The organism is Neochlamydia sp. AcF65 (assembly GCF_018342435.1).
Taxonomy (GTDB): domain Bacteria; phylum Chlamydiota; class Chlamydiia; order Chlamydiales; family Parachlamydiaceae; genus Neochlamydia.
The window spans coordinates 14,193-33,114 of the sequence record NZ_JAEMUE010000067.1; the positions used below are offsets into that span (position 1 = coordinate 14,193).

The 18,922-nt window shown below is 38.7% G+C and carries 9 protein-coding genes and 1 pseudogene; 3 read left to right on the top strand and 7 right to left on the bottom strand.

Annotation, left to right across the window (positions count from 1 at the left end; all coding sequences use genetic code 11):
- The 3 genes and pseudogenes from NEOC65_RS08150 to NEOC65_RS08155 all read right to left on the bottom strand — a co-directional run bounded on the left by NEOC65_RS08150 (position 1) and on the right by NEOC65_RS08155 (position 6,037).
- Positions 1-5,463 (bottom strand): RHS repeat-associated core domain-containing protein, encoded by a 5,463-nt coding sequence (locus NEOC65_RS08150; protein ID WP_213156221.1) that lies wholly within the window; start codon positions 5,461-5,463, stop codon positions 1-3.
- Between the two features lie 73 nt (positions 5,464-5,536).
- A pseudogene (locus NEOC65_RS10070) lies at positions 5,537-5,704 on the bottom strand (IS701 family transposase); the annotation flags it as partial.
- A 144-nt stretch (positions 5,705-5,848) separates the two neighbouring features.
- On the bottom strand, positions 5,849-6,037 hold the full coding sequence (locus NEOC65_RS08155) for a hypothetical protein (protein WP_213151365.1): 189 nt from the start codon (positions 6,035-6,037) through the stop codon (positions 5,849-5,851).
- A gap of 262 nt (positions 6,038-6,299) precedes the next feature.
- Between NEOC65_RS08155 and alr the strand changes: the two genes are divergently transcribed.
- The gene (gene alr / locus NEOC65_RS08160; protein WP_213156222.1) at positions 6,300-8,825 is read left to right on the top strand and encodes an alanine racemase; all 2,526 of its coding nucleotides are present in this window, start codon (positions 6,300-6,302) and stop codon (positions 8,823-8,825) included.
- Here alr and NEOC65_RS08165 read toward each other — a convergent pair.
- The 3 genes from NEOC65_RS08165 to NEOC65_RS08175 all read right to left on the bottom strand — a co-directional run bounded on the left by NEOC65_RS08165 (position 8,822) and on the right by NEOC65_RS08175 (position 11,982).
- Complete coding sequence (locus NEOC65_RS08165) at positions 8,822-9,727, bottom strand: TIGR01777 family oxidoreductase (protein ID WP_213156223.1); 906 nt, start codon at positions 9,725-9,727, stop codon at positions 8,822-8,824. The genes alr and NEOC65_RS08165 overlap by 4 nt on opposite strands.
- A gap of 21 nt (positions 9,728-9,748) precedes the next feature.
- Positions 9,749-10,330: a thioredoxin family protein gene (locus NEOC65_RS08170; RefSeq protein ID WP_213156224.1), complete on the bottom strand. Its 582-nt coding sequence runs from the start codon at positions 10,328-10,330 to the stop codon at positions 9,749-9,751.
- Between the two features lie 224 nt (positions 10,331-10,554).
- Positions 10,555-11,982, bottom strand: a complete 1,428-nt coding sequence (locus NEOC65_RS08175; RefSeq protein ID WP_213156225.1) for a cryptochrome/photolyase family protein — start codon at positions 11,980-11,982, stop codon at positions 10,555-10,557.
- Positions 11,983-12,759: 777 nt separating this feature from the next.
- Between NEOC65_RS08175 and NEOC65_RS08180 the strand changes: the two genes are divergently transcribed.
- Positions 12,760-17,682 (top strand): tetratricopeptide repeat protein, encoded by a 4,923-nt coding sequence (locus NEOC65_RS08180; RefSeq protein ID WP_213156226.1) that lies wholly within the window; start codon positions 12,760-12,762, stop codon positions 17,680-17,682.
- A gap of 38 nt (positions 17,683-17,720) precedes the next feature.
- On the opposite strand, the gene NEOC65_RS08185 is transcribed toward NEOC65_RS08180, so the two are convergent.
- Positions 17,721-18,353 carry a hypothetical protein gene (locus tag NEOC65_RS08185; protein WP_349305304.1) on the bottom strand — a complete coding sequence of 211 codons (633 nt, stop codon included), beginning with the start codon at positions 18,351-18,353 and terminating at the stop codon, positions 17,721-17,723.
- 280 nt (positions 18,354-18,633) lie between these two features.
- Between NEOC65_RS08185 and NEOC65_RS08190 the strand changes: the two genes are divergently transcribed.
- A partial coding sequence (locus NEOC65_RS08190) for a hypothetical protein (RefSeq protein ID WP_213156227.1) occupies positions 18,634-18,922 on the top strand: 289 nt, incomplete at its 3' end.

The window sequence follows — 18,922 nt, forward strand, 5'->3', positions numbered from 1 at the left end:
CTAACTTTTTTTAATTTCTTTAAAATGGTATCTAAATACTTTTTTATACGTAGGGCTTTGGAAAGAATGATCATGAAAAGCCGCCCCTGGGCAAGAATTTAAGGTCACTGTGTCGCGCTTACTCCTTATTAATCCTCCCACATCGATATAAGGGATAGGATCGCGCCAAGCTTCTGCCCGATAGTGATAAGCTTCTTTACAGGAGTCAGCATACATATAAGCTGCTGGAGCAATCGCTAACACAGTAATTTGCTTGCGTAGCTTTTCATCATAACTTAAAAGAGCATTGCGGACATTGATGGCTCCTTGGCTATGGCAGATTTGAAAATACTCTCCGCGTGGATATTCGTCAAAGAATTTATCCCAGGTTTCATGATTAACGCGTACTGGCGTAGTAGCTGTATAACATAAACCTAAGCCTGATTCAATACAATCGTTAAGCAAATTGTGCGTAGCATTATGGATGACATCTATCGAATATTCCCACCCTAATTCTCTAAGGTGGATGGCATTGTTAATAGCCTCTAGCTGGGTTGTCATAATGCCATTATGAACACCTAGACGAAAATTTTCTGATTTACTCCCTTGCAATACAGCTAATGAAGAGCTTTCACAGCGCACAAAATTTCTTTCAAATCTATCTGTAAAGCTCACTCTAGGCAGAGTTCTTGTGTTTTCACCTTTTCCTCTAATGGGTGTTTTTTCCATTCTATAAGAGGCGCGTTCTTTGCCATACATGATCACACTTTCGCGGTGTTTCTCCCCACGGCTAGGACTGGAACCTCTTAATCCATACAGGTCTCTATCATTTAAAGGATTGTTTAAAAGATAGGCATATAGATTAGGGCCTGCCTCAAAGCTTAAGGGATCGGCAGTTACCCAGCGCGCGGTAGCGGGGTTGTAATAGCGGCGTCCAAAGTAAACAAACTGGGTTTCAGCGTCTACACGTTTAGAAGAAAAACGCCAAGGATTGATCGATTGCTTGCTAAGCTTATTATTTTTGCCATAGATAGATTCTTGTCCATAAGCGGTATATCGATAAGTTTCTTCTATGGTATGGGTTTTGGCGTTAATAAGTAGACGGATATTGCCTAATGTGTCATGGATGGGTATGTAAGCCTTACCTTGGAGTTCTAGCAAAACCGAAGCCTCTATTTCAGCTCCTTTACCTCTACCTAATATACGCAATTGCTCAATATTGCCCTTAGAGTCACAGGCGCCAATTTCGCTAAGTCCATGGTACATGTAACGAATTTCTTTCTCAGGTAGCCACTTGTTTTCAACTTTAGCGCGGGAATAAAAGGTGCTGCTTAAACGGCGGTTAAGCTCATCATAGGCATAGGTTACCTGCTGCGTAGGAGTATGAATAGCAATTAATCGATCTAAAGCATCGTAAGATAAGTTTAAAGAGCCTTTACGGATAAGGTTGCCATTGAGGTCATAGACATGGGGGTCTAAGCCATCATGGAGGAGCTGATTGAGAGCATTAACAGTATGGGGACGTTTATTTTTCTCCACCATATTATTGAGGGAGTCGTAGCGATAAATATGATCCACTAAGCCTTTTTCGGACTGGAGCTGATATAAACCATCGTATGTATAGGTACTGTTTACTTTGCCTACTGGGTCGAGGGTTGTTCTTTTTAAAAGATTGCCCACTTGATCAAAACCGTCCTCAGGAATATCCTCTTTTAAGGACTTAGACGAAATGCTAATTAGGCGAGAATAGGCATCGTAAGCGTATTGAAGCGAGCCTGCTTCAGCCATCAATTTAGCCTCTTCTAATGCCCCCGAAAGATTGTAATGCTGATAAGTGTGTCGATAAGGGCCTCGGCTAATTTGATGAAGATAAAGCGATTTATAAGAGTATTGAATAGAAGAATCGTCTGGAAGTATAATTTCCTGGATCCTATCTAAATTATCGTAACTATATTTTTGCGTTAATCCATGAGATAAAGTTTCTTGGACCAAACGTTTATTATTATCGAAAATACGCGTGGTAGACTTTCCTGTATGCTTATCCTCCACACCCACAACATTAGAATTAGCATCATAAGTATAGTGGTAATGCAAAGAGTGATCTGTGGAGGAAAAAGAGGTGAGGCGACCTAGCCAGTCATAGGCGTAGTGCAGTTCTATCCCATCGGGTTTGATCACTTTTTCTTTTTGCCTATAAGCATTATAGACATACTTTGTTTGCTTTTGTTCAGGATTTCCTACCGCTTCCGTACAACTGATCAGATTTTTGGCAAAGTCATACTCAAAATGAGTGGTGACCAGGCGATCAGGTTGATGAGGAGCCAACACATGCTCAATTTGTTTACAGCAAAGTCCTTCTGCATCATAAAAAAACTCACGTTTTTGCAGGAGCACACCCATAGGGTCGCGACGAATTTCCAAGCGAACATGCCCGCAGCTATCATGCTCCTGAAAAAAAGATTGGCCTATGGCATCGATGGTTTCTTTAGCATATACATATTGGCCCGCTTGGTTAAGGTGCAGATAATAAAAGAGGGTGCGGGTGGTATGCCCTTGAGGATCAATAACACTTTCCACCTCCCCATAGGCATTGTAGTGGGTAAAAGTGATAACAGGCTTAGCTTGATGATAAGCAATCGTTTGGATGGGCTTTCCTTGCTCGTTGTAAAGATAGCCTATTTTAGTTAAAACCTGTCCTTCAGCATCCTCGGTCCGCTCTTCGATGAGGCGATCCATGGCATCATACTCTTTAACGTTGGCAATATAGTCTTTTTCCTCGGGACCAAAATATTCCAGCGTCTTAGCGAGCCGTTGGCAGGCATCATATTGATAAGCAGTTTTTGCCTCATTTTTCACGATGCTGGCCAGGCGGCCCGCAGCATCATATTGATAATAAGTAAATTGCCCTTCAGCATCCACTTCGGCTATCTTATGAAAATGATTGTAATGGGTAGTTGTTTCACTGAGCTTTTCCCCTGTAGGAGCAAAAGTCATTTGTCGGCAAGCTCTTCCTAAATAATCATAATCTGTTTGGGTAACCTTTCCATTTAAGGCGATGCTTTTAGCCAGATAGCCCTCAAGGGTATATTCATTTTTTTCGGTCGATCCATCAGGGTGTTGGATTAAGCAAGGCTGACCGCGGATATTATAATTATAGGTTGTTTTAAAACCTCGCCGATCCGTTTTACCGATAGGGTTATCGGCAATATCATACTCAATACACTCAAAAGGCTGATGAAAATTACCGTCAGCATCTAATAGCTTGGGATAGATGGTTTTAATTAAACGTCCACAATGATCGTAAGTGTATTGCGTGGTCTCTCCCTGCCAATTGGTCATCGCTACTTTTTGACTAAGGCCATTATAAGCATAATGGGTCACTAATGTCTGATCAGCATGAATATCTTTAGAACAAATGCGTCGATTGGAAAAGTCATATTCATGAACAGTATGAAAATCTTTGCCAGGGTGTTGTTCAAAAATAAGATTGTCGTTTTCATCGTATTGATAGAAAGAGGCATGCCCTAAAGCATTGGTCTCCTTAAGAATATTTCCATGGGCATCGTAATCCCAATGCAAAGTAAAGTGAGGCTGGCCGTTACTATCGAAATGGGTTTGCTGGGTTATCCGCCCTTGATGATCATGGAAATTTTGCGTTTTTCGCAGTAAAATCTCTTCCTTAAGGGCAAGGTCTAGATATTTTTCTTCGATAATTTCAGGTAAACCCACCGGAAATTGATCGCGATAGCTGGTATAGACACTATGGCGCTCTGTGATACCTGTCAGATCATCTTCTTCTAAAGTATGTCCATCATCATAAACATAACGCGTGATTGAACCATTGCTGTTATAAGTATAAAACTCGCGATAGACGATTTTGTTATTCACGCGCATCAATTTTTTATGGAGTAAGGCAGATTTAGGGTAATAGAGGTAAACGATCTCCTTACATCCATCTTGCTCACGTAATAAGTGGTTATATCCGTCATCACTATACTCATAAGTGCGAATGTAGCTATCATATTGTCCCGCTATAGGAATGCCCTCTTTATTTAGCACAGGGCCCTTTGCATTTCCCGTAAGATTTCCAAGAAGCCATTCATGTTTTATATTTCCATTTTTGTCGTAATCGTAATAGCGGCTGCTTAGTAAGTTACCCTGGCCATCTTGTAAGGTTTTGGTTGTTAAGCATCCCTCTAAATGTGGCAAAGAGCTCCAAAAAAAACTTTGCGTGCGATAAAGATTAGAGTCTAACAGCTTATCGATGCCTGTTAAGCGTCTTTTTGAGTCATGATGATAGCGAGTTTCTTGATTATGAAGATCGAGCACGCGGGTCGTTCCACCTGGATAGCTATAAATACGACTTTTACGGTTGATGGGGTTTACCTCATAGTAAAAGCGATGGGTAGGATGCAGGGTTTGATCGGTGCCTACAGCAGCTTTTAAACAAGAGACACGTTCATAAGGGGAAGTACATGTATCGTAAAAAGTTAAAGGTTTTTTAGTATAGGCGCAAGGGTTGGTCTCATCGTAATATTCAATTTGCTTGCAGCGACCATTGGGTAGGGCTTTTTGTTTCATGCGGTGGGTAGTATCATCGTATGAATAGCAAATTTTGGGAGCGTTGGTAGAAATCACTTGATGGAGCTCAGGCCTGGCCGGATAATTGCTGAAAAGATATGCGCAGCTTCCGCTTTTATCTTTATTGGCATAGGCTACCATGCGAGGATTAAGCTTAAAATTATCATATTCAAAGTGAATAATCCCTAAATCTTGCTGAAGGCTATTCGTATGACTTATCTCACCAATTTTCCACCCTAAGGGGGATTTTTGATAGGTATACTGCGTCTTAATTCCATAAGGTTTTTGTTCATAAGTAAGCCCATGTTGATAGCGAATAGCAGCCAGGGAAAGTGGCGTGCGATGACTAGAACCAAAATATTTAAGGCTTTTTGAACCATCTCTTAAGTACACGGCGAAAGTACCTGGTTTAGGAGAAACAATTTGCATCTGAAGATTATGAGGATTGCTTTTGCCGCTGATGAATCCTTTAGAGCAATTGGTCAACCCCTGACTGTAATTGGTTGCATCGATGAAAAGGGTGCGCCCAATTAGGGTATTGGTATATAAAGCCTTCATGCCTTTTTCTTCGTGAACGACTCTGTTTAAGCTGCCCCCAAGCATTTCTACATTTTCTGGCTCGTTAATACTCCAGCCGCTGGTATGGGTATAGATGCGTTCCACATAAAGAGGATCGGGGCCTGGGGCCCATAGATCAATCCCACTATCGATAAAAGTACCCGTGATGGCGTTAACGCAGCCGTCTACCATAGCTGAAGGCTCTCCACCTAAAGTAGCGATATTTTGCTCTCCTATGAAAACTTCTTGGGCGGTAGTAGCTTTTGCAAAACCCACGGGTTCTTCAGTAGCTTGTAGGTGTGAGCAAACAGTGTATAAGAAAAAAATACAAAGAAAATTTCGCATGCTATTTTTCCAAAAGATAAAAATTTTCTTATACAAAGGAAGTTGTTTGGTAGCAATGAAATTTTAATTTACCTTACGCAGACATGGAATTTCTCTGTAAAGTTTGCAATTCTTGACAGGCCATCTGATTAGCTTTAAGGATTATTCTATATCCTAGAGCAAAATGATTAAGTGAAGTTTTGAATATAAGAAATTCAAGCTTGCAATAAGCGATAAAAGAGGCAAAAATGTCGTGATTGCAGGAAAGTTGACTGAAACTCCTTAAGTCTTTTTTCATAGACTCAAGAGAGCCAAAGTTTCAGATTCCGGAGAACATTTTTTTGGTGTTGTTGAATTGCAATTAGAAAATTGTAGGGATTGAGCTGATTGAGAGCGCAAGTTTCCATCACGCCCATAAGGATGTCGGCAATTTTAGCTCCAGTTTTATTGCGAAAGGAATATGCATTTTTGTGATTAAAACAGCTTTTTTCATCATTTGCCCTGCAATATTATTAGTTAAAGGGAGTCCAGGAATACCCCAAAACAAGGTAAATGCTTCCCCATGGATATTTAGATAAAAACTCGCTTTACCCATGCTTCTATTTGGCTCCACTTTCTTATCTTGAATAAAGCTGCTACAATATTTCTTTATTCTATTCATTAGAAAATAGTAGATAAATATTCGTAAAGATTTTGATATGTTTGCATAAAAATTTAAATTTTAAAACTCGCTTTTTCCTATAACATTTTTGAGGATGTCTACTTAAGCTATAAGAGATTTACCCACAAAAACTTCTCTCCCTTGAATTTCTATGATGAATAAGTTATAGTGCCTCTAACCTACTTACTGATTAGCTATGGATCCATTTGACCTAAGACTCTGGGAAGGCTTTTCTGCAGCCCTATCTAGCCCTTGTATAGGCTCCCCTATCATTGATCAAATCTGTATTGACTCACGCTTAATTTCCTCTCCCCATGCACTATTTGTAGCTTTACCAGGACAGGTTGAAGATGGCCATCATTATGTTGAACAAGCAGCTATAGCAGGTGCACGCTTTGCAATTGTACGCAATGATTGGCAACCAGCCAAGTTACCTGCTATTAATCTTTTACGTGTTTTAGATCCTTTAAAAGCTTTCCAAGAGATAGCCACAGCCTATCGGCATCAACTTAAGGCCTTGATTGTTGGCATCACTGGTACGCATGGTAAAACAATGGTTAAAGATTTGCTACAGGCGATGATAGCACCTACCAAAAGAGTAATAGCATCTCCTGGTAGCTTTAATAGCCAAGTGGGCGTACCTTTAAGCATTCTCAACATCTCTCAACAGCATGAGATTGCGTTGATAGAAGCAGCGGTGTCCCAAGATAATGAAATGGATCGCTTAGCAAAAATTATTCATCCTCAAGCCTGTATACTTACTCATATAGGCAAAAAGCATCTGATCACTTTCGGCAACCAACAGGCCCTTGTAGCAGAAACTATTAAGCTTATAACTGTCCCTCCTGAAAATAAATGGGCCCTTATCCCTGAAACTCCTTTTCTCGAGCCCTATTTAAAACAGATTAAAGCTCCTTACCATTTTTGGAATAAAGAAACTCCTTTTCTTCCCCATGCTCATCTTTTAAGCAAGCCTTACGAAGTGGAGATGCTCTATGGCATTAAATTCCCTTGCGGAACTTATTTAAAAGAAAGAATTAATGCTGGCTTCTATTATTTCATGGATCTTCTTAACATCTCAGTTAAAGCTGCCTGGCTCCTAGGAGTCTCTGCTAAGATAATCCAAGAGGCCCTTTGTGACTATATCCTAGAGCCAATGCGCACAGAGATATGGAAATCCCCAATAGGTGCAACATTTATTAATGAGACTTATAGCTCCGATCCTCAATCTGTTGATCAAGCTCTTAAACATTTTGAGCACTCTTCTACTGAACATCGTAGGATATTTATTTTTGGTGGCATACGAGGAAAAAAAGAAAATAACACCTCGGAATATAGACGCATAGGCCATGCTCTTATAAAAAATAAAGTACAAATGCTAGCTTTAGTAGGCTCGCATAATTTCCAAGAAATCATTAACATCGCTAACAAAGCAAAAAACCCTTTAGAAATTTGTCATTACAATACCTATCGTGATGCCCTTCAGCAAATGCAAGCACATATACAATGCAATGACTATGTAGTCATCAAAAATGAACGTAAAGAACCCTTAAATAATTTAATAGAAATTTTTAATGATAGCATAGCCAGCAATCAATGTTTTATAAATCTTGCTGCTATACAATCCAATATTGCAACCATTCGCCATAAGGTAGGAGCTAACACGCGCCTTATGGTGATGGTTAAAGCGTTAGCTTATGGCACCGAGGAGATACGCATAGGAAAATTTTTATCCACCTGTGGGGTAGATATCTTGGGTGTTTCCTGTGTAGAGGAAGGGGTAGCGCTTAAAAGAGCTGGAATTAAGCAAGCAGTTTTTGTGATCCATTCTTCTCTTTATGAAATTACAAAAATTGTTAAATGGGAGCTGGAAGTGGGGGTCAGTGAGAAAGAATTTATTACTGCCCTAGCAAACGAGGCTTCTAAACAAAATAAAAGCATTCGAGTACATTTGCATGTTGATACAGGAATGAATCGCCTAGGATGTTCAATTAACAATGCCTTAGAGCTTGCGACTTTAATCAAGGATTGCCCTCACCTTATTTTAGAGGGCTTAATGACCCATTTTGCCTGTGCTGATGACCCCAAGCAAGATTTCTTCACATTCGCTCAAACGCAGAGCTTTGATGCGGTCATTGCTCAGTTTAAAAAACATCAGATTACAGCTAATTATTATCATGCCTCAAACTCAAGCGCTGTTGTTAGATTCGATTTTAATCAGTATAACATGGTTCGTGTCGGTTTAGCTATCTATGGACTCCACTGCTCAGAAGCTGCCCGCCAGGCAATGGAATTGCGGCTAGCTCTTACGCTTGTTTCAAGGATCGCAGGCATTAATTATTGCAAAGCAGGCGATACCATTAGCTATGGCCGCAGCTACCGCGTAGAACGGGATAAACAAGTAATCGCTGTTCTTCCTATTGGATATTTTGATGGCCTTCATCGCCATTACAGTGGAAAAGGGTATGTTCTCATTCGAGGGCAAAAAGCCCCTATGGTAGGAAAAATCTGTATGGATTTTATGATGGTAGATGTTACGGATATTGAAAATGTAGCCATTGGAGATGCGGTATTGATTTTTGGCGAGGATGAGCATGGCCAATATCTTGCTCCTGAAGAAGTAGCTTTACAAGGAGATTCGATTGTCCATGAACTTATTACCTGTCTAGGTCCTCGTATTCAGCGCATATTTATCCATGAAGAAACTAACCAAAAAAGCTAAATCTCTTGCGCAAGAAGTTGAGGAAGTGCTTTTTCAAGGTCACTATGGAGAAACGTATAGCCCGAATCGATTAATTTCGAGCATGAAACGCGTTGACTGGATAAAAGCAACTCATCGGCTTTTTCACCCAATAGGAACCGTAAGACAAAGCTGGGAAGAGATAAAAGGGTAGGTCGACCGAGTGCTTTTCCTAGCATTTTAGTAAATACATGATTAGTGGCAGGGTGCGGAGCCACCACATTAATAGGGCCTTTCAATTTTTCTGTTTTTAAAATATGTAAAAATACAGCAAGAACATCTTCTAAGCTTACCCAGCTCATATATTGCTGTCCCGATCCCATTTTACCGCCAATCCCCCATTTGAATCCTAACAACATTTTCGCTAAAGCCCCCCCTTTAGGACTAAGGACGATTCCAAAACGCAGACAAGCTACACGCACATCCATAGCTTCTAGGGCATGTGTAGCTTTTTCCCATTCTTCGCAAACGTGAGCTAAAAATCCCGTGCCATTTGAACTCTCTTCCGTCAGAAGAAGCTCTCCCCTGTTCCCATAATAACCTATAGCAGACGCATTAATAAAAAGCTTAGGAGGATTTTTTAAGCGAAAAAAACAACTTGCAAGAGTACGAGTGGCCTGAAGGCGGCTTTCAATAATAGATTTCTTTTTAGCTTCTGTCCAACGTCCTTTAAAAATATTATCACCGGCTAAATTGATAATTCCTTCAATCCCCTCTAGGTCGTTATCACTAATGGCTCCTTTTTCAGGAGCCCAGCTTATTTCATTTTCAGCTAAACCTGCGTTTTTACGCACTAGTATCTTTACATCATGGCCTGCTTGCGTAAGGGCTAAAACTAAGTTTTTCCCTATAAACCCGGATGCACCAGCCACCAAAATTTTCATTAAAATTCCTTTGAACGTATCTTAGACAAGGTCACAAGCATCGCTTGGCATCCAATGACGCTCTTTACCTTCCCATTTAATATTGCAGCCTATTGGATTTGTTAAAGGCGTAGTTACAGATCTACCTGCCAGATGCTCGGCTAGGGCCTTCTCTAAATCATTTTGCCTCATCTTAGAGGTATCTTTAGGACTGTCAACTCCTCTACCCGTGTAGATTAGCTTGCGCTGTTGATCAAAAACAAAAAAATGAGGGGTGCGCAGGGCTCCATAGGCTTTAGCTACTGCCTGAGAAGCATCGTAAAGATAATACCAAGGAAAACGATGAACTTGCATTCTCTCCTGCATATGTTCAAAGGAATCGGCAGGAACCGTAATCGCGCTATTAGAGTTAATACCTACAAAAATTACTCCATCGTTTTTGAACTTTTCAGCGGTCTGGCGAGTCACTTCATCGGATCCTGTCACGTAAGGACAGTGATTGCATGTGAAGAAAATGACTAGGATAGAAGCAGAGTCAAAATCTTTTAAGGAATAGTTTTTTCCATCCGTGGCTGGCAAATAAAAATTTGGAGCCGAGGCTCCTATAGATAGAGTAAATGGCATAGATAAAGCCTTTTTTAAATTTTATTTAAGTATCAGAAAAAATTTAAAAAAAGTCAATTTTATATACAGAGCATGGAGTAAATAATCGATTAAGCCTATGAACTTTCCTCAATTCTCCCTTAAAAGCTATTGGTAAAGCAAAAGCGTCATTTTCTAAGTAATTTTGTTAAATAGAAATCTAAGAGAGGAATTAAAATGGCTTTTAGAGCAAAAGAATGAATGAGCTAGTTCTTTATTTCTTGAAAAGCTGCCAGTGCTTTTTCACGGGCTTTTGCATGATCCACAATAGGCTTTGGATAAGTAACTCCTAGCTCTATGCCTGCCTCCCTTAATGTTTTTTCTGGAGCTTCCCAGGGCTTATGAATCCATTCATTAGGTAAAGCGGCAAGCTCTGGCACCCACTTCCGCACAAAATCTCCATTGGGATCAAATTTTTCTCCCTGCGTGATGGGATTGAATATCCTAAAATAAGGCGCAGCATCTGCGCCGCAACCTGCTACCCACTGCCATCCTAAGGTATTATTGGCTAAATCTGCATCTACAAGGGTATCCCAGAACCAAGCAAAGCCTTCTTGCCATGCTATCAATAGGTCTTTGACTAGAAAAGAACCTACAATTAACCGTAAACGATTATGCATCCATCCGATTTCCCACATTTGCCGTATACCTGCGTCAACAAAAGGATAGCCAGTCTGGCCTTTCTGCCATGCTTTTAAATGATCAGGACTATTATCCCAAGGAAATTGATTAAACTCATCTCTTAAAGGTTCCTTAGAAGTATGAGGAAAATGATAAAGAAGGTGATAAGCAAATTCTCTCCATCCTAATTGCCGCAAGTAGGCTTCAACTCCTTCTTTACTAAGATCGCATTGCTCTTTAATGGTATGCCAAATTGTACGAGGGCTTATCTCGCCAAAATGCAGGTAAGGAGAAAGGCGTGAAACTCCTGGCAAATCGGGCCTATCTCTTAGATCCTTATATTCGTAAATGGAATTTTTTATAAAATCCATTAGAGCTTTTTTTGCATTTAAAGATCCAGGCTTCCATGTGGCTTGAATACCTTTATCCCAGTGAATATGAGGAAGAAGGTTAAGCTCATCGATATGCATGCTATCTACCCGAACAGAAACAAGTTTTTTCTTAGGTTTCCAGGCAAGAGGAAGTGGAGGATCAGGCAATTTTTGACAAGCTTTCCAAAAAGGAGTAAAAACTTGAAAAGGCTTTTTTTCTTTGTTGAGATTAGTCCAAGGCTCGAAAAGCAAACTACTATTAAAGCTTTTAGTTTCGATGCCTAATTCATGAAAATGGCTTTTTAGAAGCGCATCCCTTTTAATAACGGCCGGTTCATAACGCCTGTTCCAAAAGATGGATGTGCTACCTGTAGACTGGCAAAGTTCTTCTAAAATTTTTTGCGTATTGCCTGCACGGATAATTAAATGTAGATCATTTTTTAACAATTCATCAGCTAGACTTTGTAAAGAGTGATGCAACCACCAGCGTGAGGCAGCACCTGGCGGCCAATCCCCTTCTTCCTCGGGAGAATAAATGTAAACAGGAAGAATAGAGGCTCCTTTTTGAAGGGCAGCCTGTAATGCAGGATTATCTTCTAACCGAAGATCTTGTCTAAACCAAATAATAGTAGAGTTAGTCATACCTAATTTATAAATTAAAGGTTATTTAGATGCAACGCCTACTTTTATCTACAAAATATAAACGGATTTTATTTTCTTTTTACAAGTAATTGTAAAGAAGCAAATTAAATAGAACTTTGAGCAAAAAAATTATCAAAATCAAGCTTAAGGCTCATCGTAGAAATAAGCGAAGTTTTAATTAAAAAAACATTTACCCCCTTTACCTCCTCACAAAAATATGGGTACATTTTAAATATTTTTCTACTTTGTTCATTTTCTAGTGAAATGAGTTTTTAGCTTGATGGTCACACTTGTGATATTTAACCAAAAACCGCATGGTTACCTATCGCCTGCCTATCTATTATGACCAGCCAAAGCCATACATAAAGTGCTAATTTTTTTATTTAATTGGAGACCAATTTAAATGGGTGCTTCGCAAGCGTACTCTTAGAGAGGTATAGACGAGCAAGTAGGGATTCAATTTTTTTCTATGCATATTAAACTTTATATGCTTTTTTGTAATTGTAAGAGCAATAACATTTAAAAAGTCATCATCAGGGTAAAATTAGATCGTTCAGTTATGAAAAGAGAATGGAACAGTAAACAAAATAAGAGGATAACGCGACCGGCTATTTAAAAAGTAAAAAATTAAAAAAAATTCATTGTTAATTATTTATAGAAATTAAAATTAGTATTCATTTAATATGATTTATCAAAAATTAATAGTAAATTAAAAAAAATTACAAGTAATATTACAAACTTCTTAAAATACCCCAAAGCTAAAATCAGGATAAACGCATGAATGTAGAAAATTTACCTATTACACCCTTCATCTTTACTGCGTTTAAGAAAATAGAAAAAGAAAAGCAGCCTTATCTGAAACTAGGCCCTTATGCAGAGATTAGCTTAAAAATTTTCAAAAAATTAGAAAAGCAAGACTTATGCAAAGCACGATTGGTTTGTAAAGAGTGGGAGGAGCTAATTGAACAAACTGAGGAATGGAAAAGTTTTCATGCAAAAAAAGTGAGAACTAACTCACCAACAGAAAAGCAACAAGCTAACTTTTTAGCCCCTACTCAATGGGATAAGCATAGAATAGCTGAGTGCTTATGGCAGGATTCTTCAGCTATTATTAGTGAGTCTATGATAGCAAAAGTGAACACCGCCGCCAATTATCTAAGCAAAGAAGAATTTGAATTAAAAGGTGTTCCCAGTGATGGTAATTGTTTTTTTAGCGCTTTTTTAGGAAGTTATGCTTGCCTTTCTAGGAAAATTCCTTTGCTAGACGATCAAGAAAACAAAATTTCTTATTTAAGGAAAGTGCTTTCAAGCATCATCAGGCATACGAACAGCGAAAGAGCAGAAGAAATAATAGGAAAAGGAACTTGGGTAAGCGGCTTAGGTGAAGGAGATCTGCTAGCCTCGGCTTTATCTATTCCTATACGATTGGTGACAGTTAATGAGGAACATTTGATTTGTGGCGTTAATGATATGCTTATCACCCCACGACAGGGAATAGCTGCAGCTGAAACAACCCAAGAATGGGGCACTATTCCTGATGAAGAAAGACCTAAAGAATATATCTTCATTATAGATTTGGAGGGTCATTTTATTTATGCCCAAAAGCCTTTAAAGCAGGATCAATTTCTTCTTTTAAACTCAGCAACTTCCCCTACTCTTCTTTCGGGTAAAGGCCATTCTTTTTCTCCTCATATAAAAGCTAGAATGAATAAAATTAAAAGATTTTCCCTTACAGAACAGGATCTTAATGAGGCTGGTAAACAAAAAGTATTTGATCCCTCCAATCCTTTAGCTACCCTACCCTTAAGAATTTTCCAACGGATTTTCCTCTCTTTCAACAGTTTAAACGATGATGAATTAAGGAAGGTTCTTGCTGCTAAAAGCTGTGCTCGCATGTTTAAGCGGCATCTACCTAGCAAGGTGCAGTTGTTGATAAGTTATCAACCTCAAAAAGTGCCAGATTATCTTGATAGAATTGCTGAGTATCTAGATAAAATTGTTTATTCTATAGAGAAAAGCAATAATTTTTTAATAAAGTTTAAGTTAGAAGAAGCAGAAGAAGCCTATACGCTAGCTTTAAAGCTCGCCGTTCAAGAAAATGATCCTATCCAAGAAAGTGTCTACATAGAAAAATTAGGGGATGTTTATGTATGCAAAGGCACCCCTGAAACACTTTTGCAAGCGGCAGGACTTTATAATTATGCTTTACGCCTTGCTCCTCCACAACGGCGAAAAATTCTTAGGAATAGACTCTCACACGTACAAAATTTACTTGTTAAACAATGTAAAGGCCAACCTTTTAGTTCCGCGATCATCGAGAAACAATTTGAACGTAATCGCAACAACTTGAAAAAATTGAGAGAAGAAATAGAAGAAAAAATTCAAACTCTGCCAGAGACCCCCTCTTCCCAAGAGGTGAGCGAGCTTTATGGTGAGATAGCTCACCAAATAAAAATTTTCTTTGGACAGCTCACAATACAGGCCTTGCATCAATTAGACACCGCGCCTTGTGAATATGCCATGATAGGCTTTGGCTCTTTAGCTAGAGAAGAAATGACCCCTTATTCTGACTTAGAATTTGGTATTCTTATCCAAGAAGACAATCCTATAAATAAAAAATATTTTAGCAATCTAACCAATCTACTTCACTTAAAAGTGATCAACTTAGGAGAAACTATTCTTCCTGCTCTAAACATTCCCTGCCTAAAAACGATAGATTTTTTTGATGGCATTACGCCACGAGGCTTTGCCTTCGATGGAGCAGGAGTAGAAGGAAAAGGTTGTAAAACTCCTTTCGGCAATGGCAAGACGTTTGAGCTTATCCAAACTCCTGAGAAAATGGCTCAATATATTGCTAAAGATGAGGAAGGACAATGGTGGCATGATAAAGAACCCCATCTTCCTATGGAGCTTTTAACCTTTACTCATTTAATAGGCAACAATGAATTAACCGAGCAATATAGGCAAAAACTTCAGGAAAAACTTAATATTTCTTGCCAAGCAGAGTTTAGCCTTCGGCAGTACTTAGCCAAGCAACACCTTGTGCTAGCTGATATGGAAGCTTTTAATCCACGAATAAGTGATTTAGGCAGGCAAGGTATGCTTTTTAAAGTTAAAAATGATTTTTATCGTTTTCCTCATTTGGCTTTGGACCGGTTAGCCCTTCTCAAAAAAGTAATGGCTTCCGATACTTTCACTAGGATTGATCAGCTAAACAAGCTAGGAATTATAACGGCTGGCGCCGCTAATAAATTACAACAGTGGATGAGTATAGCGCTATTTATGCGCCTTAAGACTTATTCTCATTATCAAGCGCAACAGGAGATGATGAATCCGCTGATCAAACCCTTCGGCTTTGACGAACCGGAACTCATCAAAAAGCAGTTTGCTTTAGATCAGGAAGCCTTGGAAAAGATAAAAAAAATATGCCAAATTTTTATTCCTTTTTATCAAGCGATGCAGGATTTTTTAGCAGGCAATAAAGAAACACTTCAATCTTCAGAATTAAATGATGATTCATGCCAAACTCAAGGAGATATAGCTTTAAGACTTTGCCAACTAGATGAGGCAAAAAAATGGTATCGCTTAGCAAAAAAAGCAGATTTAAAAAATTCTAAAATATTAAATACTCTTGGGATCATTTATGCTAAAAAAGGAAATTTAAATAAAGCAGCTAAATATATTCAACAAGCGCTTACTATTGATCAAAATCTAGATAATAAAATTAATCCTAATATAGTAAGCTATTATAATAATTTAGGCCAAATTTACAAAGAGCAGGGCAATTTAGCAAAAGCAATTGAGCATTCTCAGACAGCGCTAGATATTAAGAGGGAGCTGTTGGGTGAAAATCATTCCACCATAGCAAATAGTTACAACAATTTGGGAGCAATTTATGAGGAACAAGGAAATTTAGCAAAAGCACTTGAGTATTCACAAAAAGCGCTAGATATTAAAAAGAAGCTTTTTGTTGAAAATCATCCTGATATGGCAACTATATATAATAACTTAGGAGTAATCTATAGTCGCCAAGGAAATTTAGATAAAGCAGCTGAATATATAAAAAAAGCGGAGATCATCAACGCTGAGATATTTGGTGATAATCATCATAATATAGCAATACATCACAACAATTTGGGATTGTTTTACCGAGAACAAGGAAATTTAATCAAAGCATCTGAGCATATCCTGAAAGCAGTTGCTATTAACGGTAAGTTATATGGTGAAAATCATCCCACGGTATCTACAGCCTATCACAATCTGGGCCGAATCTACAAAGAACAAGGTAATTTAGCACAGGCGGTAGAATATACTAAGAAAGCTCTTGCGATTTGCCTTAAGCTTTTTGGTGAAAATCATCCTGATGTGGCAACCTCTTATAATAGTTTAGGCCAAATTTACCGAAATCATGGCAATTTAGGGCAGGCGGCAGAATATACTAGCAAAGCTCTTGCCATTTTCCTTAAGCTTTTTAGTGAAAATCATCCTGCTGTGGCAACCTCTTATAATAATCTAGGCCTCATTTACCAAGAGCAAGGCAATTTAGGACAAGCGGCAGAATATACTAAGAAAGCTCTTGCAATTTACCTTAAGCTTTTTCGTGAAAATCATCCTGCTGTGGCAACCTCTTGCAATAGTTTAGGCCTCATTTACCAAAAGCAAGGCAATTTAGAAAAAGCTGTAGAATATACTAAAAAAGCTCTTGCTATTTGCCTTAAGCTTTTTGGGGGAAATCATTATGAGGTGGCAACCTCTTACAATAATTTAAGCCAAATTTATAAAGAGCAAGGTAATTTAGAGCAAGCGGTAGAATACACTAGGAAAGCTCTTGCGATTTGTCTTAAGCTTTTTGGTGAAAATCATCCTGCTGTGGCAACCTCTTATAATAGTTTAGGCCAAATTTACCAAGAGCAGAGTAATTTAGAACAGGCGGCTGAATATATTAAGAAAGCTGGTGCTATTTTCCTTAAGCTTTTTGGTGAAAATCATCCTGCTGTGGCAACCTCTTACAATAATTTAGGCCAAATTTACCAAGATCATGGCAATTTAGGACAGGCGGCTGAATATACTAACAAAGCCCTTGCGATTTGCCTTAAGCTTTTTGGGGAAAATCATTCCGCGACGGCAACGACTTACAACAACCTTGGAGGTATCTATAGAGAGCAAGGCAATTTGGAAAAGACAGCTGAGCATATCAACAAAGCTCTCGCCATTAACCTTAAGCTTTTTGGGGAAAATCATCCTGCGGTGGCAATCTCTTGCAATAATTTAGGCCAAATTTACCAAGAACAAGGCAATCTAGGCAAGGCAGCAGAGTATGCAGAAAAAGCGCTTGCTATTAACCTTAAGCTTTTTGGGGAAAATCATCCTGCGGTGGCAATCTCTTGCAATAATTTAGGCCAAATTTACCAAGAACAAGGCAATCTAGGCAAGGCAGCAGAGTATGCAGAAAAAGCGCTTGCTATTAACCTTAAGCTGTTTGGTGAAAATCATTCTAATACGGCAATAACTTATAACAACTTGGGAGGCATCTATCATAAACAAGGCAATTTAGGTAAGGCGACTGATTACGCAAAAAAAGCTCTCGCCATTAATCTTAAGCTTTTCGGTGAAAATCATTCAGCGACGGCAATATTTTATAGCAACCAGGAGAAATATTACCAAGAACAAAGCAATCTAGACAGCAATTCCCGTAAATAAAAATTTTAACGTTATTTACAGCTAAGCTTAAGGTTTGCTTATTTAAAAGCAAAGGGATACCTTAAGCTTTCTTTGCCGAAATTAATATTTAGTTTAAAGTTAAGAATTTCTACACTCAAGGGTTCAAAGGGCACTTTCAAGGTAAGTCTTGCCCCTTTGAATCCACAGGTAATTGAATGGTAAAGGTCTTGCCAGCTATCGATAAAGTAAGAGACAAAAACAGCCTGCATTAGCATCCATAAGCTACTTCTTGAGCCAGCTTTTTTGACAGCAGCTAAAAACATACTGTAGCAGTGCTGTTGTACTTGATCGATCAAGAAAGCTAACATCATAAGATAGGCAAACAGATGGCATAGATGCTGATGACCATGGCCAAAGTTATGCTCAAATTCATACCCTTGATTCTTGAGTGTGTTAAAGGTCTCATTTTCAATTTTCCATCTCGCTCTTGCTCCACGTATAAGTTCATAAGCATTGTTAGCATTAATAGGCAGGTCTGTAATACAGGTAAAATGTTTCTTTCCCTGCTTAGAGTCATTAATCCAACATTCAAAGAAATTGACCTGCAAATCTGCATGTGTGTCATTGAGAGGGACAGCGTTGATAAAACGAATGTTAAGTTCGCCTTTCTTTTCTTTTATTGTAAGCTCTTCAAAATCCAAACCTTGCATCCACTCAACTAAGGAAGCATTGCCTTCAGGCTTTACTCCTATGATGTAATGTAGCTTAGCCTTTTGTAATTCTTTAAGATGAGGGCCATTAGCACTTAAAGCATCTTGAGTGACAATAACATTTAGGTGAGGATGTTCTTTACGGAACGCTTGGATAAAGCGTTTAGCTGCATTGCTTTCACAATCGTTTTTACTAGCTCCATCTTCATTGGAAATAGGTTCGGGGCAAAACAGGAATAACCTCTCGGCAATCGGGATGTAAAATAGAAACTGCTAAAAGATGAAGGAGCATTATGGAATTGAAACTTCTTCTTCCATGGTTAGATTGATTACCCAAAAGCATGCAAGTAAAATAGCTAAGCTAAAAAAAGAAGCGGTTAGTCAAGAAGCAATCATTATCAGTGAAACAGATGGGAGTATGGTACCCATTGTGGAGATAGACCAGATTGACAAACAAGCAAAAAAAGATGCAAGAAAAGCAAGGAAAGTATGTTGGAAAGAAGCCAAACTAAGTTTAGCAAGAGGCAATGACAGAGCCAACCGCTTTTATGCTGGTAGTATTGGGACGG

Excerpts from the sequence above, each read along its gene's own strand:
- NEOC65_RS08150 (WP_213156221.1), bottom strand. The coding sequence starts at position 5,463 with ATGCGAAATTTTCTTTGTATTTTTTTCTTATACACTGTTTGCTCACAC.
- NEOC65_RS08155 (WP_213151365.1), bottom strand. The coding sequence starts at position 6,037 with ATGGGTAAAGCGAGTTTTTATCTAAATATCCATGGGGAAGCATTTACC.
- alr (WP_213156222.1), top strand. The coding sequence starts at position 6,300 with ATGGATCCATTTGACCTAAGACTCTGGGAAGGCTTTTCTGCAGCCCTA.
- NEOC65_RS08165 (WP_213156223.1), bottom strand. The coding sequence starts at position 9,727 with ATGAAAATTTTGGTGGCTGGTGCATCCGGGTTTATAGGGAAAAACTTA.
- NEOC65_RS08170 (WP_213156224.1), bottom strand. The coding sequence starts at position 10,330 with ATGCCATTTACTCTATCTATAGGAGCCTCGGCTCCAAATTTTTATTTG.
- NEOC65_RS08175 (WP_213156225.1), bottom strand. The coding sequence starts at position 11,982 with ATGACTAACTCTACTATTATTTGGTTTAGACAAGATCTTCGGTTAGAA.
- NEOC65_RS08180 (WP_213156226.1), top strand. The coding sequence starts at position 12,760 with ATGAATGTAGAAAATTTACCTATTACACCCTTCATCTTTACTGCGTTT.
- NEOC65_RS08185 (WP_349305304.1), bottom strand. The coding sequence starts at position 18,353 with ATGCAAGGTTTGGATTTTGAAGAGCTTACAATAAAAGAAAAGAAAGGC.